The organism is Pseudomonas sp. LAMO17WK12:I1, from assembly GCF_900177315.1.
Lineage (GTDB): Bacteria > Pseudomonadota > Gammaproteobacteria > Pseudomonadales > Pseudomonadaceae > Aquipseudomonas > Aquipseudomonas marginalis.
This window is the reverse complement of record NZ_FWZV01000005.1, coordinates 218,584-240,906: the sequence shown is the minus strand read 5'-3', so window position 1 is coordinate 240,906 and position 22,323 is coordinate 218,584. Positions and strand designations below refer to the sequence as shown.

At 61.9% G+C, this 22,323-nt stretch carries 20 protein-coding genes and 1 other RNA gene; 8 read left to right on the top strand and 13 right to left on the bottom strand.

The window, feature by feature from the left end:
* Window positions 1-6: 6 nt before the first annotated feature.
* The 9 genes from mraY to rsmI all read right to left on the bottom strand — a co-directional run bounded on the left by mraY (window position 7) and on the right by rsmI (window position 9,023).
* Complete coding sequence (gene mraY, locus B9N88_RS11375; RefSeq protein WP_003171875.1) at window positions 7-1,089, bottom strand: phospho-N-acetylmuramoyl-pentapeptide-transferase; 1,083 nt, start codon at window positions 1,087-1,089, stop codon at window positions 7-9.
* Window positions 1,089-2,459, bottom strand: a complete 1,371-nt coding sequence (murF, locus tag B9N88_RS11370) for a UDP-N-acetylmuramoyl-tripeptide--D-alanyl-D-alanine ligase (protein WP_027604764.1) — start codon at window positions 2,457-2,459, stop codon at window positions 1,089-1,091. Before murF ends, mraY begins: the two co-directional genes overlap by 1 nt.
* Complete coding sequence (locus B9N88_RS11365) at window positions 2,452-3,915, bottom strand: UDP-N-acetylmuramoyl-L-alanyl-D-glutamate--2,6-diaminopimelate ligase (RefSeq protein WP_027604765.1); 1,464 nt, start codon at window positions 3,913-3,915, stop codon at window positions 2,452-2,454. The genes murF and B9N88_RS11365 overlap by 8 nt, the downstream gene beginning before the upstream one ends.
* Window positions 3,915-5,657, bottom strand: a complete 1,743-nt coding sequence (locus tag B9N88_RS11360) for a peptidoglycan D,D-transpeptidase FtsI family protein (protein WP_162844256.1) — start codon at window positions 5,655-5,657, stop codon at window positions 3,915-3,917. Before B9N88_RS11360 ends, B9N88_RS11365 begins: the two co-directional genes overlap by 1 nt.
* Window positions 5,657-5,950: a cell division protein FtsL gene (gene ftsL / locus B9N88_RS11355; protein ID WP_003216203.1), complete on the bottom strand. Its 294-nt coding sequence runs from the start codon at window positions 5,948-5,950 to the stop codon at window positions 5,657-5,659. Before ftsL ends, B9N88_RS11360 begins: the two co-directional genes overlap by 1 nt.
* Window positions 5,947-6,894 (bottom strand): 16S rRNA (cytosine(1402)-N(4))-methyltransferase RsmH, encoded by a 948-nt coding sequence (gene rsmH, locus B9N88_RS11350; RefSeq protein ID WP_010213048.1) that lies wholly within the window; start codon window positions 6,892-6,894, stop codon window positions 5,947-5,949. The genes ftsL and rsmH overlap by 4 nt, the downstream gene beginning before the upstream one ends.
* Complete coding sequence (gene mraZ / locus B9N88_RS11345) at window positions 6,891-7,346, bottom strand: division/cell wall cluster transcriptional repressor MraZ (protein ID WP_003171868.1); 456 nt, start codon at window positions 7,344-7,346, stop codon at window positions 6,891-6,893. The genes rsmH and mraZ overlap by 4 nt, the downstream gene beginning before the upstream one ends.
* 354 nt (window positions 7,347-7,700) lie before the next feature.
* Window positions 7,701-8,054: RNase P RNA component class A (gene rnpB / locus B9N88_RS11340), an RNA gene on the bottom strand.
* 96 nt (window positions 8,055-8,150) lie between these two features.
* Window positions 8,151-9,023, bottom strand: coding sequence for a 16S rRNA (cytidine(1402)-2'-O)-methyltransferase (gene rsmI, locus B9N88_RS11335; protein WP_027604767.1), 873 nt, complete (start codon window positions 9,021-9,023; stop codon window positions 8,151-8,153).
* 209 nt (window positions 9,024-9,232) lie between these two features.
* Between rsmI and B9N88_RS11330 the strand changes: the two genes are divergently transcribed.
* From B9N88_RS11330 to B9N88_RS11315, 4 genes are all read left to right on the top strand, one after another.
* Window positions 9,233-11,044 carry a penicillin-binding protein activator gene (locus B9N88_RS11330; RefSeq protein ID WP_027604768.1) on the top strand — a complete coding sequence of 604 codons (1,812 nt, stop codon included), beginning with the start codon at window positions 9,233-9,235 and terminating at the stop codon, window positions 11,042-11,044.
* Entirely contained in the window at window positions 11,044-11,415 is a 372-nt protein-coding gene (locus B9N88_RS11325; RefSeq protein ID WP_027604769.1) for a YraN family protein, read from the top strand. Before B9N88_RS11330 ends, B9N88_RS11325 begins: the two co-directional genes overlap by 1 nt.
* Before the next feature lie 92 nt (window positions 11,416-11,507).
* A complete protein-coding gene (locus tag B9N88_RS11320) occupies window positions 11,508-12,101 on the top strand; it encodes a phosphoheptose isomerase (RefSeq protein ID WP_007904374.1) in 594 nt (197 codons plus the stop codon).
* On the top strand, window positions 12,098-12,679 hold the full coding sequence (locus B9N88_RS11315; RefSeq protein ID WP_027604770.1) for a BON domain-containing protein: 582 nt from the start codon (window positions 12,098-12,100) through the stop codon (window positions 12,677-12,679). The genes B9N88_RS11320 and B9N88_RS11315 overlap by 4 nt, the downstream gene beginning before the upstream one ends.
* Window positions 12,680-12,747: 68 nt before the next feature.
* Here the strand turns inward: B9N88_RS11315 and B9N88_RS11310 are convergent, their stop codons facing one another.
* Complete coding sequence (locus B9N88_RS11310) at window positions 12,748-13,521, bottom strand: OmpA family lipoprotein (RefSeq protein WP_027604771.1); 774 nt, start codon at window positions 13,519-13,521, stop codon at window positions 12,748-12,750.
* A gap of 214 nt (window positions 13,522-13,735) precedes the next feature.
* Window positions 13,736-14,380: an MBL fold metallo-hydrolase gene (locus tag B9N88_RS11305; protein WP_027604772.1), complete on the bottom strand. Its 645-nt coding sequence runs from the start codon at window positions 14,378-14,380 to the stop codon at window positions 13,736-13,738.
* 144 nt (window positions 14,381-14,524) lie between these two features.
* Here B9N88_RS11305 and B9N88_RS11300 point away from each other — a divergent pair, with 144 nt between their 5' ends.
* Genes B9N88_RS11300 through B9N88_RS11285 form a run of 4 tightly spaced genes read left to right on the top strand, consistent with a single transcriptional unit; the run spans window position 14,525 to window position 17,970 of the window.
* Window positions 14,525-15,115, top strand: coding sequence for a paraquat-inducible protein A (locus tag B9N88_RS11300; protein WP_027604773.1), 591 nt, complete (start codon window positions 14,525-14,527; stop codon window positions 15,113-15,115).
* Window positions 15,112-15,756, top strand: coding sequence for a paraquat-inducible protein A (locus tag B9N88_RS11295; RefSeq protein WP_027604774.1), 645 nt, complete (start codon window positions 15,112-15,114; stop codon window positions 15,754-15,756). The genes B9N88_RS11300 and B9N88_RS11295 overlap by 4 nt, the downstream gene beginning before the upstream one ends.
* The gene (locus B9N88_RS11290; protein ID WP_027604775.1) at window positions 15,737-17,392 is read left to right on the top strand and encodes a PqiB family protein; all 1,656 of its coding nucleotides are present in this window, start codon (window positions 15,737-15,739) and stop codon (window positions 17,390-17,392) included. Before B9N88_RS11295 ends, B9N88_RS11290 begins: the two co-directional genes overlap by 20 nt.
* Window positions 17,393-17,409: 17 nt before the next feature.
* Complete coding sequence (locus tag B9N88_RS11285) at window positions 17,410-17,970, top strand: PqiC family protein (RefSeq protein WP_027604776.1); 561 nt, start codon at window positions 17,410-17,412, stop codon at window positions 17,968-17,970.
* A gap of 12 nt (window positions 17,971-17,982) precedes the next feature.
* Here the strand turns inward: B9N88_RS11285 and B9N88_RS11280 are convergent, their stop codons facing one another.
* Together B9N88_RS11280 and B9N88_RS11275 are read right to left on the bottom strand one after the other, a co-directional pair.
* Window positions 17,983-20,712, bottom strand: a complete 2,730-nt coding sequence (locus B9N88_RS11280) for a LuxR C-terminal-related transcriptional regulator (RefSeq protein ID WP_027604777.1) — start codon at window positions 20,710-20,712, stop codon at window positions 17,983-17,985.
* Between the two features lie 240 nt (window positions 20,713-20,952).
* Window positions 20,953-22,317: a DUF1329 domain-containing protein gene (locus B9N88_RS11275; RefSeq protein WP_027604778.1), complete on the bottom strand. Its 1,365-nt coding sequence runs from the start codon at window positions 22,315-22,317 to the stop codon at window positions 20,953-20,955.
* Window positions 22,318-22,323 lie beyond the last annotated feature (6 nt).

Here is a 22,323-nt window from a genome sequence, read left to right as displayed (position 1 = left end):
TCGTTTCTACCTCAGTTTCAGGGTGGCAAGGCCGACCAGGACCAGAATCACGGTGATGATCCAGAAACGGACAATCACACGCGGCTCAGGCCAGCCCTTGAGTTCAAAGTGGTGGTGAATCGGCGCCATGCGGAACACGCGGCGCCCGGTCAACTTGAAGGACGCCACCTGGATGACCACCGACAGGGTTTCCATCACGAACACACCGCCCATGATGAACAACACGATTTCCTGGCGAACGATCACCGCGATGGTGCCCAGGGCCGCGCCCAGCGCCAGTGCGCCGACGTCGCCCATGAAGACTTGTGCGGGGTAGGTGTTGAACCACAGGAACCCCAGGCCGGCACCGATCAAGGCGCCGCAGAACACGATCAGTTCACCCGCGCCCGGTACGTAGGGGATCAGCAGGTATTCAGCGAATTTCACGTTACCCGACAGGTAGCAGAAGATACCCAGGGCGCCGCCCACCATCACCGTCGGCATGATCGCCAGGCCGTCGAGGCCGTCGGTCAGGTTCACCGCGTTGCTGGAGCCGACGATCACGAAGTAGGTCAGCACCACGAAGCCGATGCCCAACGGGATGCTGGCGTCCTTGAGCATCGGGATGATCAAGGTGGTTTCCACTGCGCTTGGCGCCGTGGTGTAGAGGAAGATCGCGGCGGCAAGGCCGAACACCGACTGCCAGAAATACTTCCAGCGGCTTGGCAGCCCCTTGGAGTTTTTCTCGATCACTTTGCGGTAGTCATCGACCCAGCCGATGGCGCCGAACAGCAGGGTCACCAGCAGCACCACCCATACGTAGCGGTTGTGCAGGTCGGCCCACAGCAAGGTGCTGATACCGATGGACGACAGGATCAGCGCACCGCCCATGGTCGGGGTGCCGGACTTGGACAGGTGCGACTGCGGGCCGTCATTACGAACCGATTGACCAATTTGCAGGTTCTGCAGGGTGCGGATCATCCACGGCCCTAAAAACAGCGACAAAGACAGCGCGGTCAGCACACCCAGGATCCCGCGCAGGGTCAGGTACTGAAAGACCGCGAAGCCTTTGTGGAACTGTTGCAGATACTCAGCCAGCAGCAGCAGCATTAATGTTTCTCCGTACTTGAGCCACACAAGGCCGCGACGACGTTTTCCATCACCGCGCTGCGCGATCCCTTGATCAAAATGGTTGTGTGTTTGTCTTGTTCTGCCACGCCCAGCGCCTGGATCAACTCGGCCTGGGTGGCGAAATGTCGCGCACCGGGGCCGAAGGCAGCCACGGCATGGGCCATGTTCAGGCCGACGGCGTAGAGGGCGTCGACTTTACCGGTGGCATAGGCCCCGACTTCACGATGACCTTGTTCAGCCCAGTCGCCCAACTCGCCGATATCGCCCAACACCAGTACCTTGCGCCCATCGAAGCCTTTGAGCAGGTCGACAGCGGCGTTGACGGACGATGGATTGGCGTTATAGGTGTCATCGATCACACGCATGCCGTTGCTCGCCAGTTGCGCAACAGTGCGGCCCTTGACCGGCTGCACCGCGCCCAGGCCCGTGGCGATACCGAACAGCGACACGCCCAAGGCGCCAGCCGCAGCCGCAGCGGCCAGGGCATTGGCGACGTTATGGTTGCCGAGCAAATTCAGTTGCACGTGCTCGCTACCTTGCGGTGTGTGCAACGTGAAGGACGGGCAGCCACGGGCATCGACGGTGATGTCGGAGGCATGGAAATCAGCCGCGGCGTTAAGCACGGCAAACGTCAGGACCTTGCGACCGGCGGCGCGTACACGCCAGGTCTCGAAGGCCTTGTCGTCCAGGTTCAAGACTGCGGTGCCCGATGCAGCGAGGCCCTCGAGGATTTCCCCCTTGGCCTCGACGATTTTTTCCGGGCCACCGAACTCGCCGACGTGGGCCGTACCGGCGTTATTGATAATGGCGACGTGGGGCTTGGTCAGCGCCACGGTGTAGGCAATTTCGCCGATGCGCGAGGCACCCAGTTCGATCACCGCCGCCGTGTGTTCCGGGGCGAGTTCGAGCAGGGTCAGCGGAGCGCCGAAATCATTGTTCAGGTTGCCACGGGTGGCCAGCACGGGGCCGCGCGTACGCAGGATACCGGCGAGCAGTTCCTTGACCGTGGTCTTGCCGCTGGAGCCGGTGATGGCGGCAACGGGCTTATCGAAAGCGGCACGGTTCAGCGCCCCCAATTGGCCGAGGGCCAGGCGGGTGTCGGCGACCAGCAGTTGCGGCAAGGTGGAATCAGCCACTTCGCGCTGCACCAAGGCACCTGCGGCGCCTTTGGCGGCGACTTCGTTCAGGTAGTCGTGACCGTCGAAACGCGGGCCGGCCAGGGCGACAAACAGTTGTCCCGGCTGGATCGCACGGCTGTCGATGCTCACGCCGCTGAAGCTGCAATCGCTCGACAGTACGCGTGCCGACAGGGCCTGGGTCAGTTCGCTGAACGTCATCGCCTTAAGCATGGGCAACCTCCCAGGCGGTCAAGGCATGATCGGCCTCGACCAGATCGGAGAAGGCATGACGCTCGCCGTTGATTTCCTGGTAATCCTCGTGCCCCTTACCGGCCAGCACGACCACGTCGTCAGCACTGGCGCTGGCGATCAACCGGGCGATTGCCGCGCCGCGACCGGCGACGAAGGTGGCCTTGGATGCATCTTTGAAGCCGGTGCGAATGTCATCGAAAATCCGGCCTGGGTCTTCGCTGCGCGGGTTGTCGTCGGTGACGAGCACACCATCGGCCAGGCGTTCGACGATCTCGGCCATCAACGGCCGCTTGCCGCGATCACGATCACCGCCACAGCCGAACAGGCAGAGCAACTTGCCCTTGGCGTGAGGGCGCAGGGCTTCGAGGACTTTTTCCAGCGCATCCGGGGTATGGGCGTAGTCAACCACCACCAGCGGCTGCGTACCGCCACCCAGGCGTTGCATGCGACCGGCCGGGCCTTCCAGCTTCGGCAGCACCTTGAGAATCTCGTCCAGTGCGTAATCCAGGCCGAGCAGCGCGCCGATGGCGGCAAGCACATTGCTCAGGTTGAAACGCCCGAGCAGGGTGCTGCGCAAGTGGTGCTCGCCCTGAGGTGTGACCAGTGTGGCGCGCACGCCTTCGTCATTGAATTGGGCTTCGCGGCAATACAGGTACGCGCCGGCGTCTTCCAGGCTGTAGGTGATCAGGCGCGCTTCGCTGTCTTGGGCCGCCAGTTGGCGACCAAAAGCGTCGTCCAGGTTGATCACCCGGCACTTGAGGTCATTCCAGGCAAACAGCTTGGCCTTGGCGGCGGCGTACGCCTCCATGGTGCCGTGATAATCCAGGTGATCGCGGGACAGGTTGGTCATCACGGCCACATCAAAGGCCAGGGCGGTGACGCGGCCCTGGTCCAGACCGTGGGACGACACTTCCATGGCAATCGCCTTGGCACCGGCCTTTTTCAGGTCGGCCAGGGTCGCTTGCACGGCGATGGGGTTCGGCGTGGTGTGCAGGCCGCTTTGCAGCGCGCCATAAAAACCGCTACCCAGGGTGCCGACGATGCCGCAGTGCTGGCCCAGCAGGTCAAGGGCCTGGGCGACCAATTGGGTCACGCTGGTCTTGCCGTTGGTGCCCGTCACGCCCACCAGATTGAGGTGGCGGCTCGGGTCGCCGTAAAAACGCCCGGCAATATCGGACAGTTGCTTGGCCAGCCCCTTGACCGGGATCAGCGGCACGTCGGTGATCGGCAGCACCGTGGCGCCTTCGACTTCATAGGCCACGGCAGCCGCGCCGCGCTGCAGAGCGTCGGCGATGTGCGCACGGCCATCGTACTTGCCGCCCGGCACCGCCAGGAACAGGTCGCCAGCGCGCACGTTACGGCTGTCCAGGGTCAACTCGCGAATCAGCAGATCGCGGCCGGCGTGGGCAAAAATCTTGTTCAGGCTAAGAGACATCAGCCGCGCCCTCCATTGGCTTTTACTGCAGCGGCCGGTGGTCCGGCATTCGCTTGTTGGGTCGGCGGCAGGTTATCCGGGGTGATGTTCATCAGGCGCAGGGTGCCGGACATCACTTTGCTGAACACCGGCGCCGATACCAGGCCACCGAAGTAACCGGCTTTGCTCGGCTCATCGATCACAACGACGATGGCGTAGCGCGGATCGCTCATCGGGCCGAAGCCGGCGAACAGCGAGCGGTAGGAGTTTTCGGCGTAGCCCTTGGTGCCCACCGACGTCTTACGCGCGGTACCGGACTTGCCGGCCACGTGATACGCCGGCACCTGGGCACGAAATACGCCGCGCGGTGCTTCGATCACTTGTTGCAGCATGCCCTGCATGGTCTTGGCGACATTTTCCGGGATCACCTGGGTGGCTTTCGGCGCTTCATCGACGTGGATCAGGCTCAGCGGCACCATGCGCCCGTTATTCGCCAGCACGGAGAAGGCATGGGCCAGCTGGATGGCGGTCACCGACAGACCGTAGCCGTAGGAAAGCGTGGCGGTCTCGGCTTTTTTCCAGTCGCGGTAGTTGGGCAGGTTGCCGACGCGCTCACCCGGGAAATCCAGGCCGGTGGGTTGCCCCAGGCCGATCTTCTGCGCCAGGTGGTAGATGGTTTCACCACCGATATCGAAGGCGACCTTACTCATGCCCACGTTACTGGAGTTGATCAGGATACCTGTCAAATCCAGCACCGGACCTTCAGTACGGGACACGTCGCGAATGGTGTATTTACCCAGCTGCAACGTACCCGGATACACCTCGACCTTGTCGCTGGGTTTCCAGCGTCCGGTTTCCAGGGCGGCACTCATGGAGATGGCTTTCATGGTCGAGCCCGGCTCGAACACGTCGATCATCGCGCGGTTACGCATCATCGCCGGTTGCAGGTTGCGACGGTTGTTCGGGTTGTAGGTCGGCTGGTTGACCATGGCTAGGATCTCGCCGGTCTTCACGTCCATGATCACCAGGCTGCCGGCCTTGGCGCCGTTCTCGATGATCGCGTTACGCAGCTCACGGTTGGCCAGGTATTGCAGGCGCAGGTCAATCGACAACGCCAAGGGCTTTCCGGCCTTGGCGTTTTTGGTGACTTGGACATCCTTGATCAACCTGCCGCGCCGATCCTTGATGACCTGTCGTTTCCCCGGCACCCCAGCCAGCCATTCATCGTAGGCGAGTTCCACACCTTCACGACCATGATCGTCAATGTCGGTAAAGCCGACCATATGGGCAGTGGTTTCACCGGCCGGGTAGAAACGACGGAACTCCTCGATGCCGTAGACACCGGGGACTTTAAGGTCGAGCACCTGCTGGCCTTGTTCGGGGGTAAGGCCGCGAACGAGGTAGATAAATTCTTTATTTGCCTGGGCCTCGAGGCGCTCAGCCAAGGCTTTCGGATCCTGGCCCAGGGCGGCAGCCAACTGCGGCCACTTGTCCTTGGCAACCTGCAATTCCTTGGCGTTGGCCCACAGGGTGGTCACCGGGGTACTCACCGCCAACGGCTCGCCGTTACGGTCGGTGATCAGGCCACGGTGCGCAGGGATCTGGATATGACGCAGGCTACGGGCATCGCCCTGGCCGATCAGGAAGTCACGGTCGACCACTTGCAGGTCGATGATCCGCCAGGCAATCGCACCCACCATCAATGCCAGCAAGCCGAGCATCAGGCGGAAGCGCCATGGGTAGAGTGCGCCTTCGAGTTTCATCATGGCGCCACCATGCGCACTTCGGCCGCGCCCGGGATGTGCATTTTCAGCTGTTCGGTGGCCAGCACTTCGATACGGCTATGGGCCGTCCAGGTGCTTTGCTCGAGGATCAAACGGCCCCACTCCGCCTGCGCCTTGTCACGCACGCTCAATTCCCCATAGAGGGTGTTGAGCAGTTGGCGGTTGTAATGGGCGCTGTAGGACACCGCAATTGCGGACACCAGCACGCCGACAAACAGCAGCAACATAAAGAAGCTGCCGCCCGGGAGGGGCTTGGCGAAAAGCTTGCTCACCGCAGCTTCTCCGCGACGCGCATGACGGCGCTACGGGAACGTGGGTTGGCCTTGAGTTCGGCTTCGGAAGCGAACTGCGCTTTGCCATGGATTTTGATTTTCGGCACAAAGGCTTCGAAACGTACCGGCAGGTTGCGCGGCAGGTTGTCGGACTCGCCCTTGACCAGGCGGCGCATGAACAGCTTGACGATGCGGTCTTCCAGGGAGTGGAAACTGATCACCACCAGGCGACCGCCTACTTCCAGCGCCTCGAGGGCGGCCTCGAGGCCAGCCTCCAGGTCGCCCAATTCGTTGTTGACGTGGATACGCAGGCCCTGGAACGCGCGGGTCGCCGGGTTCTTGCCCTTTTCCCACGCGGGGTTGGCGACTTTCAGCACTTCGGCCAAGTCGGCGGTGCGCTCGAACGGCTGGATTTCGCGGCGCTCCACCACGGCACGGGCCATGCGGCCGGCGAAGCGCTCTTCACCGTATTCCTTGAACACACGGGCGATTTCTTCCACCGGCGCAGTGGCAATGAACTGCGCGGCACTGACGCCACGGGTAGGGTCCATGCGCATGTCGAGGGGGCCGTCGTTCATGAAGCTGAAGCCGCGCTCCGGGTCATCGAGCTGCGGCGAAGACACGCCCAGGTCGAGCAAAACCCCGGCTACCTTGCCCGCCATGCCACGCTCGGCGACTTCGGCACCCAGCTCGGCAAAGCTGCGCTGCACAACGACAAAGCGGCCGTCTTCGGCCGCTAGCGCTTGCCCGGTGGCAATCGCTTGGGGGTCTTTGTCGAACCCGAGGAGTTTGCCGTCGGGCCCGAGCTGGCTGAGGATCAACCGGCTATGCCCGCCCCTGCCAAAGGTACCGTCCAGATAGCAGCCATCCGCGCGTACGGCGAGAGCCTCAACGGCTTCGTCAAGCAGTACGGTGATGTGGTTAAAGCCGCTATCAATAGTCACAGGATCAAATCACGCAGTTCATCAGGCATGGCGCCCGGTTGTTGAATAGCAGCCAGGTCAGCTGCAGAAACAGCATCCCAGGCATCTTCGTCCCACAATTGGAACTTGTTCAGTTGGCCGACCAGCATTGCGCGCTTATCCAGCTTGGCGTACTCGCGCAAACGCGGGGGCACCAGGAAACGACCACTGCCATCGAGTTCGAGGTCGACGGCATTACCAATCAGCAAACGCTGCAGACGGCGGTTTTCTTCACGCAATGAAGGCAAGGCACGCAACTTGGTCTCAATCAACTCCCACTCATCGAGGGGGTAAACACATAAACAAGGGTCAACGGCATCGATTGTGATGATCAACTGTCCGGAACTTCGCGAAATCAGCTCGTCACGATACCGGCTCGGCATGGCGAGACGGCCTTTTGCATCGAGACTGATAGCGTTAGCTCCGCGAAACACAGATGCGTTTCTCCAAATTTTAGCGTTTTACGTTCAAAAAACCCACTTTGTGCCACTTTCCGCCACTTGCGCACACTATAGGAATGCGCCCACCACACCGTCAAGGCGCGGATTCAAGGAAAAGCCTTACAGATCGGAGATTTAGGAGCGTAAAAGGAGGAGAAACCAGAGTTCGGCGGTGTTTTTGGCTCGACAAGCACAGATAGCTCAAAGAGCTACAGATCAAAGTTAAAGTGATTTATTAAGAGTAAGATTTTTTTGGTATTACGAAGATGCATCTGCCAATGATTTGGCAGGGAGGGATTCTTGCGCTACTACCGGTTTTCTGCCCGAGATTCGGACAGAAGGAAAAAGGTGGAGAGTCGATCTGTAAGCCGGGTTCTGTCTTGAACAGTCATTCGTCTACGATGGCCATCACTGGACATCTTTAGCAACCTACCCGGTCCCAGCGCGGGCCACGCCTTGGGACCCTATTTGGTCTTGCTCCAAGTGGGGTTTACCTAGCCACGAACTGTTGCCAGTCGTGCGGTGCGCTCTTACCGCACCTTTTCACCCTTACCGGCACCGAAGTGCTTAGGCGGTTATTTTCTGTGGCACTTTCCGTAGGCTCACGCCTCCCAGGCATTACCTGGCACTTCGCCCTATGGAGCCCGGACTTTCCTCCCCCCCCTAATTTTCATAGAGGGCAGCGACTGTCCAATCGACTCTCCGCCGCGCAGGTTAACGGCACGACGGCTTCAGGACAAGTATTAAAAGTGCAGCATTGCCATCACGTTCGGACGGAATACCGGTTTACCCCCGGAACTATTCGGCTTTCTGTTTATCCAGCGCGACTTGATACAACACATTCTTGCGCACGCCGGTAATTTCCGCCGCCAACGCCGCAGCGCGCTTGAGCGGCATCTCCTTGAGCAGCAGGTCGAGGATACGCATGGCCTCGCTGCCGACGGCCTCTTCATTTTCCGGCGCGGTCCAGCCCGCCACCAACACCACGCACTCGCCGCGCTGCTGATTACTGTCGCCCTCGACGAACGCGCGCAGCGCTTCCAGCGGCAGGCCCTTGAGGGTTTCGAAGGTTTTGGTCAGCTCACGGGCCAGCAGGGCCAGGCGCTCGCCGCCGAACACCAGTTCCATATCCTGCAGGCATTCAAGAATACGATGAGGCGCTTCGTAGAAGATCAGCGTGCGCGGCTCTTCTTTCAATGCCTGTAGACGCGCACGACGCCCCACGGCCTTGGCCGGCAGGAAACCTTCGAAAATAAAACGGTCCGACGGCAGGCCTGCCGCCGACAATGCAGCGATCAGCGCGCACGCGCCTGGAACAGGCACTACATTGATACCTGCGGCACGCGCCTGGCGGACCAGATGGTACCCAGGGTCGGAGATCAGCGGCGTACCCGCGTCCGAGATCAGCGCCACATCGTCGCCCGCCAACAACCGCACGATAAAGCGACTGCCTTCTTCGCGCTCGTTATGCTCGTGACAAGCCGCCAATGGCGTGCTGATACCAAAATGCTGCATCAAACGCTGGGAGTGTCGAGTGTCTTCCGCCGCAATCAATTTAACCTCGCGCAACACTTTCAGCGCCCGGGCACTGATGTCGTCCAGGTTGCCAATGGGCGTCGCCACGACAAAAAGCGAGCCTGCAGTGGAATTCAAAGGACCTGGAGCAGTCAAAGCGCACACCTCGATGGTTGGCAAAAGCCATATTGTAGCGCGTAGGCGCCTTGAAAATATGCCATCACGGCCGATGGCTTTTCAGCCGTGCATGGCTGATCGCACCACTTGCACGACCTAAATCGACGGTTTCACGCCAGTAACATCGCGCCTGGGCCAGTGCTTGGGTACAATTCCACGCTAATTTGATCGGTATCAGGAACACTTACATGATCGCTTGCCTGCGGCTGCTCTCCGCCCTCTGCCTCGCTGCCTTACTGGCCGCTTGCGCCAGCTCGCCCTCGTCCAGCCTTGGCGACCTTCCACGGACCCCGGACGCCAGTATCGAGCAACTGCTCGAACAGGCCACCACCGCCAAGACGCCAGAAAAGGCCGCGTTGCTGCGCCTGAGTGCGGCAGACATGGCCTACCGCCAGAACAACCCTGGCCGCTCGTCGCAGATTCTTGCGCAAGTGTCCCTGGATGTCCTCAAGCCAGCCGCGCAAGTCTTTGCCAGCACCCTGGCTGCCGAATTGGCCATGACGCGCAACCAGCCCAAGGCCGCGTTGACCGCCTTGAACCATCCGAGCCTGCAAAGCCTGAAGGAGCTGCCGACCGAACAGCAGATCCGCACCGGCACCGTGCACGCCCGCGCTTATGAAGCCGATGGCCAGACCCTGGCCGCTGCCCGCGAGCGCGTTGCCATGGCGCCATTGCTCAGCGGCGATGCCGCCAAAAGCAATCACGAAGCCATCTGGACCTTGATTGCCGCACTGCCTGCGGAACAACTGCAAGCCAGCGGCAACCCGACCCTGGACGGCTGGATCACCCTGGCCCAAGCCGTCAAGGGCGCCGGTACGCTTGAGCAACAGCAGGCCGCTATCGACACTTGGCGCGCACAAAACCCGGGCCACCCGGCCGCCGTGCAACTGCCAACCCCGCTGACCAAGCTCAAGGAGCTGGCCAGCCAGCCCTTGAACAAGATCGCCCTGCTGCTGCCCCAGGAAGGCCCGCTGGCCTCCGTCGGCAAGGCCCTGCGCGAAGGTTTCATGGCGGCGCACTACCAGGCTGAACAAGCCGGGCAGAAGCCACCGGTCATCGAGTTCTATGACAGCTCGCGCCTGGCCTCCATCGACGACTTCTATGCCAAGGCCCAGGCTGCAGGCGTGCAATTGGTAGTTGGTCCGCTGGAGAAGCCATTGGTCAAGCAGCTCAGCACGCGCCCTCAGCTACCGATCACCACGCTGGCGTTGAACTACAGCGAGACCGATCAGGGCCCGGCGCAATTGTTCCAGTTCGGCCTGGCCGCTGAAGACGAAGCCCGCGAGGTGTCGCGCCGCGCCCGTGCCGATGGCCTGCACCGCGCCGCTGCCATGGTGCCCCGTGGCGAGTGGGGCGAGCGTGTCTACAAGGCCTTCCGCCAGGATTGGGAAGCCAACGGTGGCACGGTTGTCGGTGTCGAGTATGTCGACCAGCCGGTCGCCCTCGCCCAGCAAATTGCCGACCTGTTCCAACTGCGTAAAAGCGAAGGTCGCGCCAAGAGCCTGCAAAGCACAGTGGGCACAGACGTAGCGGCACAGCCCTCACGTCGCCAGGACATCGAGTTCATCTTCCTGGCCGTTACCCCGCAACTGGCCCAGCAGATCAAGCCGACCCTGAACTTCCAGTACGCCGGTGATGTGCCGGTGTACGCCACGTCCCACGTATTCAGCGCCAGCGGTGACAAGAACCAGTACCTGGACATGACCAACGTGATGTTCTGCGAAACCCCTTGGCTGCTCAACACCACCGACCCGCTGCGTAACCAGGTTGCCGCACAATGGCCGCAAGCCAATGGCAGCCTTGGCCGCCTGTATGCGATGGGCGTCGACGCCTACCGCCTGGCCCCGCGCCTGGGCCAGTTGAAGGCACTGCCGGATACACGCATTGACGGCCTCTCGGGCAACCTGGGCATCAGCACCAACCAGCGCGTCGATCGCCAGATGCCATGGGCGAAGTTCGTCGGCGGCGAGATCCAGCGCCTGCCGGACACCCCGCGCTGATGCCGGAGCGGTCTACTGCACAAAGCGGCAAGGATGCCGAACTTCAAGCATTGAAACACTTGCAACAACAGGGTCTGCGCCTGCTGGCGCAGAACTGGTTGTGTAAACGCGGCGAGCTTGATCTGGTCATGCTTGACGGCGATACAGTAGTATTCGTCGAAGTCCGCTACAGAAAACACGCACAATGGGGTGGCGCGCTCGCCAGTATCGACGGGCGCAAGCGTCAGAAGCTGATACTCGCTGCGCAGTTTTTCCTGCAACAAGAGCATCGCTGGGCCGACGCCCCCTGCCGTTTCGATGTGGTTGCCATGGAAAGCACACCGTCTGGTCAGGTTGATCTGAACTGGCTGCAAAATGCCTTCGACAGCTGATTCACCGGACATCTTCACCACACACTTTTGCTCTTTGCTTTGCGGGCTGCACATTCCTGTGCCAAACAGCCGCGCTACTTAAGGTCACACAGATGGACATGCAATCCAGAATTCGCCAGCTTTTCCAGGCCAGCATCGACACCAAGCAACAGGCGATGGACGTACTTGCACCGCACATCGAGCAAGCCAGTCAGGTCATGGTCAATGCCTTGCTCAACGAAGGCAAAATGCTTTCGTGCGGCAACGGCGGTTCGGCCGGCGATGCCCAGCATTTTTCGTCCGAACTGCTCAACCGCTTCGAACGTGAGCGCCCGAGCCTGCCGGCCATCGCCTTGACCACCGATTCGTCGACGATCACCTCGATCGCCAACGACTACAGCTACAACGAAATCTTCTCCAAGCAGATCCGCGCCCTGGGCCAACCAGGCGATGTGCTGCTGGCGATCTCCACCAGCGGCAACTCGGCGAATATTATTCAAGCGATCCAGGCCGCACATGATCGCGAAATGATTGTCGTAGCATTGACCGGACGCGACGGCGGCGGCATGGCCTCGCTGCTGCTGCCCGAAGATGTGGAGATTCGCGTCCCGGCCAATGTCACCGCACGTATTCAGGAAGTCCACCTGCTGGCGATCCATTGCCTGTGCGATCTGATCGACAGCCAACTGTTTGGGAGTGAAGAATGACCGTTAACCGCCTCGGCCTTTTGGCCATTACGTTGTGCCTCGGCATCAGCGGCTGCAGCACGGCAATCACTGCGACACGTGACACCCCTATTCAGGATGACAAGGGCACCCGCACCTTCGGCAGCAAGATTGATGACTCGCTGATCGAAACCAAGGTCGAAGTCAACATTGCCAAAGCCGCCACGGACCTGGGCAACGGTGCTTCACGCATCGTCGTGACCAGCTTCAACGGCGTGGTACTGCTCGCAGGCCAAACGCCACGCGCCGACCTCAAGGCCCAGGCCGAACAGGCGGCCTCGGCCGTACAGCGGGTCAAGAAGGTCCACAACGAATTGCAGGTCATGGACCCGATCACCCTGCTGGCCATCAGCAACGATGCCCTGCTGACAACCAAGATCAAGGCGCAGATGCTGACCGACAACGCGATTCCCGGCTCGCGGATCAAAGTGGTCACCGATAACGGCATCGTCTACCTGATGGGCCTGCTGACCCAGGCGGAAGCCACGCGCGCAGCCAACCTGGTGCAGGGCGTGTCCGGCGTGCAGAAGATCGTCAAGGTGTTCGAGTACATCGATTGATGTAAGCGCCAGCCATAAAAAAGGGCGCCATGCATTCACTGCATGGCGCCCTTTTTAGTGACCAGCGTTTATTGGTATTGCTGGTACGGATTGCCCTGGAACTGGTTGTTCTGCTGCGGCGCTTGCTGCTGCGCGCCAGGCTGGCCGTACTGCTGGCCGGGGATCGGGCCGAGGTTCACTTCTACACGACGGTTCTGCGCACGACCGTTCACGTCGGCGTTGCTGGCTATCGGGTTATCCGGGCCGGCACCGCGTGCACTGAGGTTGGCACCATTGACGCCTTGGGACGTCAGGTAGTTGGCCACGCTCTGGGCACGGCGCTGGGACAGGTCCATGTTCAGTTGGCGGCTGCCGGTGCTGTCGGTGTAACCCACGATCTGGATGGTGTTCTGGTTGAACTGCTTGAGGGAGTTGGCCAAGTTGTTCAGCGGCTGGTAGAAGCTGCTGGAGATCGCGTCCGAGTTGGTGGCGAAGGTGATGTTACCCGGCATGATCAGCTTGATCTGGTCGCCCTGGCGCTGAACTTCAACCCCGGTATTGGCCATGCTCTCACGCAGTTTCTTTTCCTGCTGGTCGGCGTAGTAGCCGTAACCCGCGGCGCCGGCCCCCGCAACCACGGCGCCGATCAGCGCGCCCTTGCCACGGTTGTTATGGTCGATGGCTGCACCCGCCAATGCACCGGCCAGGGCACCCAGGCCACCGTACTTGGCGGTCTTGCTCATACCGCTGGATTCATTATTCGCCTGTCCCTGGCTGCCACCGCCATAAGGATTAGGTGAAGCGCAGCCGGACAACAGGGCTACGGCGGTAGCGACAACAAGCAGACGACGCGGAGTGAACATGAAGGGAGCTCCTACTTTTGCATTCTGTGGTGCAAAGGACATTGGCAATGGACCCGTGCCGAGTTTGGAACGCGACAAACGGTAAAAATTCCGTGGGCGCGCCCCGAGCTGTAACAAAACATTCGGGTCTTGCGTTGCTACAGAAACCGTAGCAGACACATGCTGAACGCGGCCTGAGTTTTTGCTACAGCGGATTGCCGTTCGAACCATTGCTTCACGCCCGCACAAACGGGTTCTCACGCATCTCGTCACCCAGGCGCGTGTCCGGGCCATGGCCGGTCACCACCGTCGCGCCCTCGTCCAGCGTGTAGAGCCGTTGCTTGATCGAACGCACGATCGTCGCCTGGTCCCCGCCCCACAAATCCGTACGCCCAACACCGCGCCGAAACAGCGTGTCCCCGGCAATCAGCAGCTTGGCATCGGCAAACCAGAAGCTCATCGAGCCTGGCGTGTGCCCCGGTGTATGCAGCGCCACACCGCACCCACAGGCCAACGCCTCATCATCGGCCAGCCAGCGATCCGGCGACGGCACCGGCGTGTAGGGCACACCAAACATCTGGCACTGCATCTCCAGGTTGTCCCAGAGAAACTGGTCTTCCTTGTGCAGGTGCAGGGTGGCACCGGTCTTTTCCTTCAATTGCCCCGAGGCCAGGAAGTGATCGAGATGGGCATGGGTGTGGATGATGCTCACCACTTTCAGGCCCAGGGCATCGAGGCGCGCCAGGATCAGTTCATGGTTGCCACCCGGGTCGACCACGATGGCCTTTTTGGTGATGGGGTCGCCAATGATCGTGCAGTTGCACTGCAACGGGCCGACCGGGAAGGTTTCGCGGATCAGCGTGGCTTTTTCAATATTCATCGATGCTCCTGCGGGCGCTATGGCATATTCCACACAGTATGGTTGACGCGGTGCCAGACCTGAAGAGCAGCGACTGCTAAGCTTGCCCACGCCATCGAAAAACAACCCAGGCCCCCGCCACCGTGCCGCGTTGGAGCGATCCCCATGGCGAATCAACTGATCATCTGCGAGCACTGCGACTGTGTGTACGAAAAAGTCACGCTCGCCAAACATCAAAAAGCCCACTGCATACGTTGCGCAGGCGTGCTCCAGCGCTACAACGGCCTGACCGTGCAACAGCGTCTCGCCCTGACGCTGACGGCTGCGGTGCTGTGGACGTTCGCCAATTTCTATCCCGTGATGAGTATCAGCCTGCAAGGCCTGAAAAGCAGCGCCACGCTATGGGATTCGGTGGTAGCGCTGAGCCTGGGGCCGATCACGTTTATCGCGTTGGTGGCGGCCATTTCCATTATCATCGCGCCGGTGTTCCAGTTGCTGCTGCTGATGTGGGTCTTGAGCTTCGCCCTCGCGGGCAAGCGCTCACCGGCGTTCCGATTGTGCATGCGTTGGCTGGAGGCACTCAGGCCCTGGAGCATGCTGGAGGTGTGTCTGCTCGGGGCAATGGTGGCTGTGTTCAAGCTGGCCGGCATGCTTGATGTGATCCCCGGCACCGGCCTGTTTGCCCTGGCCGTGCTCAGCCTGTTGCTGATCCGCATTGCCGGGCGTGATGTACGCGACCTGTGGGACAGCGTATGAGCACACCGCCGACGGCCAGCGAGCTCGGCCTGTGCCTCTGTCACAGTTGCGGATTGTCCTGCGACCTGCGCGCCGGGCCGACCGAATGCGAGCGCTGCGGCGCGCCCTTGCACCGGCGCAAGGTCAGTTCCCTGACGCGCACCTGGGCCTACATGCTCACCGCGCTGGCGTTCTATGTGCCGGCCAATCTCCTGCCGGTGATGAACACCACCATGCTCGGCTCGGGGGCTGACAGCACCATCATGAGCGGGGTGCTGGAGTTCTGGCAGCACGGCGCGTGGGACATTGCGCTGATTATTTTCATCGCCAGCATCGCAGTGCCCGGCATCAAGTTTGTGTCCCTGGCCCTGCTGCTGGTCACCGTGCAGCGCAATAGCCTTTGGGCACGCAAGGAACGTTCGAAGCTGTTCCGCTTCGTCGAACTGATTGGCTACTGGTCGATGCTGGATGTCATCGTGGTCGCGCTGGTGGCCGCGCTGGTGAAGTTCCAGGCCCTGGGCACCATCGAGCCGCGCCTGGGTATCCTGTTTTTCGGCCTGGTGGTGGTGTTTACCATGCTGGCCGCCATGAGCTTCGACCCGAGGCTGATCTGGGAAACCCCACACAACAAGGAGACCGCGGATGACGTCACATCCCACTGACACCCCGCAAGCCCCAGGATCGCCTGCGATCAAGACACGGCGCTTCAGCGTTTCGCTGGTGTGGATCGTGCCGATCGTCGCGGTGCTGGTGGGGATTTCGCTGGTGGTACACAGCGTCCTCCAGCAGGGCCCGACCATCACCCTCAATTTCAAGACCGGCAGCGGTCTGACCGCGAACAAAACCGAGGTCAAGTACCGCAACGTGGTGATCGGCCAGGTGACCGACGTCGCCTTGAGCGACGACCAGAAAAGCGTCAACGCCACGGTTCAACTGGCCAAGCAGGCCGAAAGCTTCACCCGCGCCGATTCGCAGTTCTGGGTGGTGCGCCCGCGTATCGGCGCCGGCGGCGTATCCGGCATCGACACCCTGCTCTCCGGCGACTACATCGGTGCCGACATCGGCCAATCGGAGACCCGTGCCAAGCAGTTCAAAGGCCTGGAAAACCCGCCGCCCATCACCTACGGCGAACCGGGCAAGCGTTTCACGCTGCACACGCAGACCCTTGGTTCGCTGGATATCGGCTCACCGGTGTACTACCGCAAAATCGAGGTCGGCCAGGTGGTGGCCTACGAGTTGGATGCCGAAGGCAAGGGTGTCAACGTCGAGGTGTTCGTGCATGCGCCCAATGATGCCTATGTCACCGAAAACACGCGTTTCTGGAACGCCAGCGGGGTTGACCTGAGCGTCGGCGCCAATGGCTTCGCGCTGAAGACCGAATCGCTTTCGTCCATGCTGGTCGGCGGCATCGCCTTTCGGGCACCGCCGTACAGCCCCAACGACAAACCGGCTGACGAGGCACGTACCTTTGAGCTCTTCGACGACCAGGACAGCGCCCTCGCCCCACCCAATGGCGAGGGGCAATACATGGCCCTGCGCTTCGACCAGGCATTGCGCGGGCTCAAGGTCGGGGCGCCGGTGGAGTTCCTCGGCGTCGAGTTTGGCAAGGTGGTGTCGATCAACCTGGACTTCGATGCCAGTAAACGCAGCTTCCCACTCAACGTCGGTATCGTGATCTATCCACAGTTGCTCGGGCAGGCCCACACCAAACTGCTCAAGGTCATGAACCATGACCCCAACGATGAGGCCGCCGGCGTACGGCTGATCGGCTCGTTCATCGAAAATGGCCTGCGCGCCCAGGCGCGCAGCGGCAACCTGTTGACCGGCCAGTTATACATCGCGCTGGACTTCTACCCGAAAGCCGAGAAGGTCAAATTTGACCCCAGCCTGCGCCCGGTCAGCATTCCAACCATTCCCGGCAACCTCGAGCAACTGCAGGAAAAACTCGAGAGCATCGTCAACAAGATCAACCAACTGCCGATCGAACGCATTGCCGGCAACCTCGACGGCAACCTGGTCGAGCTGCGCAAAGGCCTGACCCAATTCAATGCCAAGACCCTGCCCGGCGTGCAGAACACCCTGGCTGACGTGAGCAAGACGCTGCAATCGGCCAGTTCGACCCTGGCCGAGGACTCACCGCAGCGTGAGCAGCTGACCCAGACCCTGGATGAACTGGGGCGCATGTCGCGTTCCCTGCGCGAACTGTCGGACTACCTGGGCCGTCACCCGGAATCGCTGATTCGCGGCCGTCCCGACAACGCCGCGCCCCTGGACCTGCAAGGACCTCCACGCAAATGACCCCTGGAGCAAGCGCCATGACGTTTCCGTTGAAAATCACAGTGGTCGGCATGCTGCTGTTGCTGGCGGCGTGCAGCAGTACGCCGATTACCTTTCATACGCTGACACCGGCGCACTGGAATACGGCCACGGGAGCCGACGCAGGCAGCATCCGGATTGAAAGCATCACCGTTCCCCCCCAGGTCGACCGACCGCAGATTGTGATTCGCCAGGGCGACAGCGGCGTGGCGATCCTGGAAACCCAGTGGTGGGCCGCGAGCCTCGCGGATGAGCTGAGGAGTGCGCTGGTGGACCAACTGGCCAACAGCAACCCTCGGCAATCGATGTTGTTGCGTCTTGAAGTGCAGCGCTTTGACTCAGTGCCCGGCCAGTACGCGCTGCTCGACGTCAAATGGCGCCTGCGCCCGGCCGGGGGCACCGAGCGCCCACCGCTGACCTGCCGGACCACGTTGCAGTCGCCCGCCGGGCCGAGCATCGACAACGTGGTGCTCGCCCATCAAAACAATCTCAAGCGCTTTGCCGCGCAGGTCAGCCAGGCGGTCGACAGGTCAGCCGGCGAGTGCCCGACGGCACCGTAAACCGCCCGGCACTCACGCCAGCAAGCCCATCGCCTTGGCTCGCGCCACGGCCTGGGTGCGTCGCTCCACCCCAAGTTTGCTGTTGATGTGGCTGGCGTGGGTCTTGACGGTGTGCAGGGAGATAAACAGCTGGTTGCTGATTTCCTGGTTGGAGCAGCCTTGGGCGATCAGTTGCAGGACCGCCAGCTCGCGTGTGCTCAGGGTTTCGTGGCCGGTCGTGACCTCGGGCGTCACGACCGCCGGGAGAAGCGCGAGCAGGCTCTGGTGCAGCACACCTTGGGGGTCTTTGCCCAATTGCTCGCGCATCCAGTCCGGATGCCCGTCCAACAAGCGCTGGAACGGCTGTAACGCGCCCCCGGCACCCGCCTCGAACGCCTGGGCCAGCACCGGCCGCGCCCTGGCTTCCTGGCCGCACTCCAGCAGCAACTGCGCCTGCTGGGTCAGCGCCATCAGGGCAATCATCTGGCGCCCACTGTCGTGGGCCTGTTGCGCCAGTGCTTCGAGCCGCTCCAGCGCCGCCAGGGGCTGATGGCGCACGGCATCGAGGGCGGCTTGTTGCAGCCCGATATGCTGCGGCAAGTGCGGATGGAATTCCGGTGCAGCGGCGGCCTGTTCGCCGTGGTAAGTCTGCCCCAGCCGCGTCAGCCAGGCATCCGCCAGGTCGGTGCGGCCCTGGGCCAGCCACAGTTCGCATTTGATCAGGGTAATCATCGCCAGGTAGTAGATCGGCGGCACATCCCAGATATGCATCAGGCGCTCGGCTTCGGCGAGTTCGGCGAAGGCTTTGGGAAAGTCATGGCGCCGCCCTTCGAAGCTGGCGATCACGCAATGGCCGATCAGCACGCTGATATCGCGACAGGCCCGCGCCTCGGCCAGGCCTGCGCGCAGGAGGGCAATGCCGGTTTCGGGCTGGTTGCGCACCAACAGCAAATAGCCTTCGTAGAGCGACAGCCGCGCACGCACCGCATACAGTCGCTGCGGTGCCAGGCCGTGCAGGCGCTGCAGGCCCTGGCGCACCTCGTCGAGGGCGCGCAGGATTTCGCCACGGGCCTGCAGCACCCGTGCACGGTCGTAATGGGCCAGGGCTTCGAACAGCGGGTTGCCGACGCGCTGCGCCAGTTCCAGGGATTCACGGTTCAGGCCACGGGCGCGCCACAAATCGCCATCGGCAATGGCCAGGTTGGACAGGGTCGACAGGCACACCAGGCGCTGGCCGTAACGCCGTTGCGGCAGGCTGTCCAACGCCTCGCTGCAATAGCGCTGCGTCAATTCACGGTCACCTCGACCGCGGGCGATAATCCCGCTCAGCGCCAGCCACTGGGCCAGCATCGAGCGCTGTGCGGTGGCCGAGGGCGCCGGCAGGAAGCGACTGAGGTACGCGGACAGCTCCTGCGCCGCATCCAACTGGCAGGCCAGTGCCAACGCCCAGCTGTACAGCACAATCAGGCGCGGCGTGCTGATCAGCAGGCTGTCGGGCAAGTCCATTTTCCAGCGCAGCAACATGCCGACATTCTGCTCGGCCAGCAGTTGTTCTTCGGACAGGTTCTGCACCAGGTTGGCCGCCACGTCGAGGTGCCCGGCACGCAACGCCTGCTCCACCGCCTCGTCGATCAAGCCCTGGGCGTTGAACCAACGGCACGCGCGCAGATGCAGGCTGGCGGCCGGCAAGACATTGCTGCTCGCGCGACGGGTGCGCAGCAGGTCGGAGAACAAATGGTGATAACGGTACCAGTGCCCCTGCTCGTCCAGGGGCACCAGGAACACCTGGTGGGCTTGCAGGTAACGCAGGATCTCGGCGCTGTCATGGGCTTCGCGCACGGCATCGCACAACTCGCTGCAAAAACGCTCCTGGGGCGCGGTGTCGAACAGGAACGCCTGCACTTCGGGTGGCAGGCAGTCGATCACTTCTTCCAGCAGGTAGTCGCGGATCAGCCCTTCCCCACCGTGCAGGCTTTGTGGCAAGGCGTCCTCGCTGCCGGCTTCGGAAGCCGCCAGCAGCCAAAAGCGCAGGCCGGCCACCCAGCCTTCGCTGCGGCGGATGAGGTTGTCGAGGGCTTCACCACTCAAGGAGCTGCTGTGGCGATCCAGCAACGCCTGGGATTCGGCATGGGTCAGGCGCAGGTCTTGCTCGTGCAACTCCAGCAAATGCCGTGACAACCGCAATCGCGCCAGATGCCAGTCCGGGCGCTGGCGACTGGTGACCAGCACCACCAGGCCATCGGGCAAATGGTTGAGAAAGAATTGCAGGCAACGGTCCAGCACCGGCCCCTGGGCCAGATGGTAGTCATCCAGCACCAGCAATAATGGCGCACGGGTGGACAGGTGCACGGTCAGCTCATCGAGCAGGCCGTCGAGCCACTCTTCAAACGCAAAGGGTTGGTGACGCTGGCGCATTTTCAGCAAGCCCAGGGATTGGGTGCCGAGTGCCGGGAAGTAGTGCTGCAACCCTTCGAGCAGGCGCTCAAGAAAACGCCCCGGGTCGTTGTCCCGTGGGCTCAGGCCCAGCCACAGGCTGTGCCAGTGAGCCGGCAGGCCCTGGCAGAACTCCACCGCCAACGAACTCTTGCCGAACCCGGCCGGTGCGCAGACCAGCAGCAACCGCCCCTCCAGGCCGGCGCCCAGCCGTTCACACAGGCGCGGGCGCAGCACGTAGCCATCAGGCAGCGGGGGCCTGTAGAAGCGACCTTCCAGGGTCGGGATTATCCGGCTGGCAGGCCCTTGGATTCGGGACAGATCAGTCATCGCCGGGCTCTTGTAGAAGGCTGTTGTCGGCATTGCAGATGTCCGCAGACTAGCGGTAAAAGCGGCGGTTTTGTAGATCTTTGCAACATTTGCCTGAAAAAGAACTGAGACAAGAAATATCACCGCAAACAAAAAGTGGAAGGGGGCTTGCTCCCGATAGAGGCGGATCAGTCAATGCTGCGCTGACTGTCACATCGCTATCGGGGCAAGCCCCCTCCCACCTTGAGTTACTCGTGCAGCTTAGCGAACACCGTCCTGGCGCAGGGCCGCCGGGGTGAAGTCGCTGGTGGTGGCGGTGAAGCCGAAGTCATAGGCCTGCTTCTCTTCGTTCTTCATGCCCAGGGCCAGGTAGCGGCCGGACTGCAGGTCGTAGAGGGTTTCCAGGGCGTACCACGGCACTTGCTTGTCGTAGTAGTTCTCGGCATGGGCTTCGGCGACACGCCACAGTTGGCCACGGCCGTCGTAGTGGTCGATCACTGCGGCTTGCCAGGTGTCTTCGTCGATGTAGAAGTCACGCTTGGCATAGATGTGGCGCTGGCCTTCCTTCAAGGTCGCGACCACGTGCCAGACACGGCGCAGCTCGTAGCGTGCCAGGTCCTGGTTGATGTGGCCGGCCTTGATGATGTCGGCGTACTTGAGCTTCGGATCGTCGATCTTGTAGCTGTTGGAGGCGATGTAGATTTCCTTCTTGCCTTCCAGTTTCCAGTCGTAGCGGTCCGGCGCACCGTTGTACATGTCAAGGTTGTCGGAGGTACGCAAGCCGTCGGCGGCGGTACCCGGCCCGTCATAGGACACTTGCGGCGCCCGGCGCACGCGGCGCTGGCCGGCGTTGTAGACCCACGCCGAACGCGGTTCCTTCACCTGGTCCAGGGTTTCGTGCACCAGCAGCACACCACCGGCCAGACGTGCCGGCGCGGTCACTTGCTGCTTGAAGTAGAACAGGATGTTGCCCGGGTTTTTCGGGTCGAAGTCCTTCATCTTGTCACGGAACACGAACTGGTCGCGGAAGTACACCAGGCTGTAGGAGCCGTTGGTTTGCGGCGTGGCCTGGGTCACCAGGCGGGTCACGCTGCCGCCGCGATAACGGGTGATGTGGTTCCAGATGACTTCCACGCCGCTTTTCGGGATCGGGAACGGTATGGCGGTTTCGAAGTTCTCCAGGCCGTTGCCGCCAGACACCAGGTTGGTGGTGGTGGCGTTCTTCTTGATGGAGGCGAACACATCGGCCGGCACGGTAGCGCCGCGATGGGTCGGGTAGACCGGCATCTTGAAGGTCTCCGGGTAACGCTTGAACATCGCGTACTGCCCCGGTGCCAGCTTGTCCTTGTACTGCTCGACGTTCTGCGCGGTGATGGTGAACTGCGGTTGCTCACTGGCGTACGGGTTGGCGAGGAAACCTTTGGCATCCACAGCGCCGGCGTTGGTCGGCATCGGCGACCATTTCGGGATGGTGCCGGCCGCGTTACCGGCCATTTCCGCGCCCATCGGCGTCAGGGTCGTGCCCAGCTTGGCGGCTTCATCCGCCGACACTGCCGCCATGACATTGCTCGCCAGGATCGACAGCCCAAGCACACCCACGTGCAACAGACTTTTGGTTATTTTCATGTTCTG

What these genes read in the sequence shown, in the direction of transcription:
- mraY (WP_003171875.1), bottom strand. Translation starts at nt 1,089, where the DNA reads ATGCTGCTGCTGCTGGCTGAGTATCTGCAACAGTTCCACAAAGGCTTC.
- murF (WP_027604764.1), bottom strand. Translation starts at nt 2,459, where the DNA reads ATGCTTAAGGCGATGACGTTCAGCGAACTGACCCAGGCCCTGTCGGCA.
- B9N88_RS11365 (WP_027604765.1), bottom strand. Translation starts at nt 3,915, where the DNA reads ATGTCTCTTAGCCTGAACAAGATTTTTGCCCACGCCGGCCGCGATCTG.
- B9N88_RS11360 (WP_162844256.1), bottom strand. Translation starts at nt 5,657, where the DNA reads ATGAAACTCGAAGGCGCACTCTACCCATGGCGCTTCCGCCTGATGCTC.
- B9N88_RS11330 (WP_027604768.1), top strand. Translation starts at nt 9,233, where the DNA reads ATGATCGCTTGCCTGCGGCTGCTCTCCGCCCTCTGCCTCGCTGCCTTA.
- B9N88_RS11325 (WP_027604769.1), top strand. Translation starts at nt 11,044, where the DNA reads ATGCCGGAGCGGTCTACTGCACAAAGCGGCAAGGATGCCGAACTTCAA.
- B9N88_RS11320 (WP_007904374.1), top strand. Translation starts at nt 11,508, where the DNA reads ATGGACATGCAATCCAGAATTCGCCAGCTTTTCCAGGCCAGCATCGAC.
- B9N88_RS11315 (WP_027604770.1), top strand. Translation starts at nt 12,098, where the DNA reads ATGACCGTTAACCGCCTCGGCCTTTTGGCCATTACGTTGTGCCTCGGC.
- B9N88_RS11310 (WP_027604771.1), bottom strand. Translation starts at nt 13,521, where the DNA reads ATGTTCACTCCGCGTCGTCTGCTTGTTGTCGCTACCGCCGTAGCCCTG.
- B9N88_RS11305 (WP_027604772.1), bottom strand. Translation starts at nt 14,380, where the DNA reads ATGAATATTGAAAAAGCCACGCTGATCCGCGAAACCTTCCCGGTCGGC.
- B9N88_RS11300 (WP_027604773.1), top strand. Translation starts at nt 14,525, where the DNA reads ATGGCGAATCAACTGATCATCTGCGAGCACTGCGACTGTGTGTACGAA.
- B9N88_RS11295 (WP_027604774.1), top strand. Translation starts at nt 15,112, where the DNA reads ATGAGCACACCGCCGACGGCCAGCGAGCTCGGCCTGTGCCTCTGTCAC.
- B9N88_RS11290 (WP_027604775.1), top strand. Translation starts at nt 15,737, where the DNA reads ATGACGTCACATCCCACTGACACCCCGCAAGCCCCAGGATCGCCTGCG.
- B9N88_RS11285 (WP_027604776.1), top strand. Translation starts at nt 17,410, where the DNA reads ATGACGTTTCCGTTGAAAATCACAGTGGTCGGCATGCTGCTGTTGCTG.
- B9N88_RS11280 (WP_027604777.1), bottom strand. Translation starts at nt 20,712, where the DNA reads ATGACTGATCTGTCCCGAATCCAAGGGCCTGCCAGCCGGATAATCCCG.
- B9N88_RS11275 (WP_027604778.1), bottom strand. Translation starts at nt 22,317, where the DNA reads ATGAAAATAACCAAAAGTCTGTTGCACGTGGGTGTGCTTGGGCTGTCG.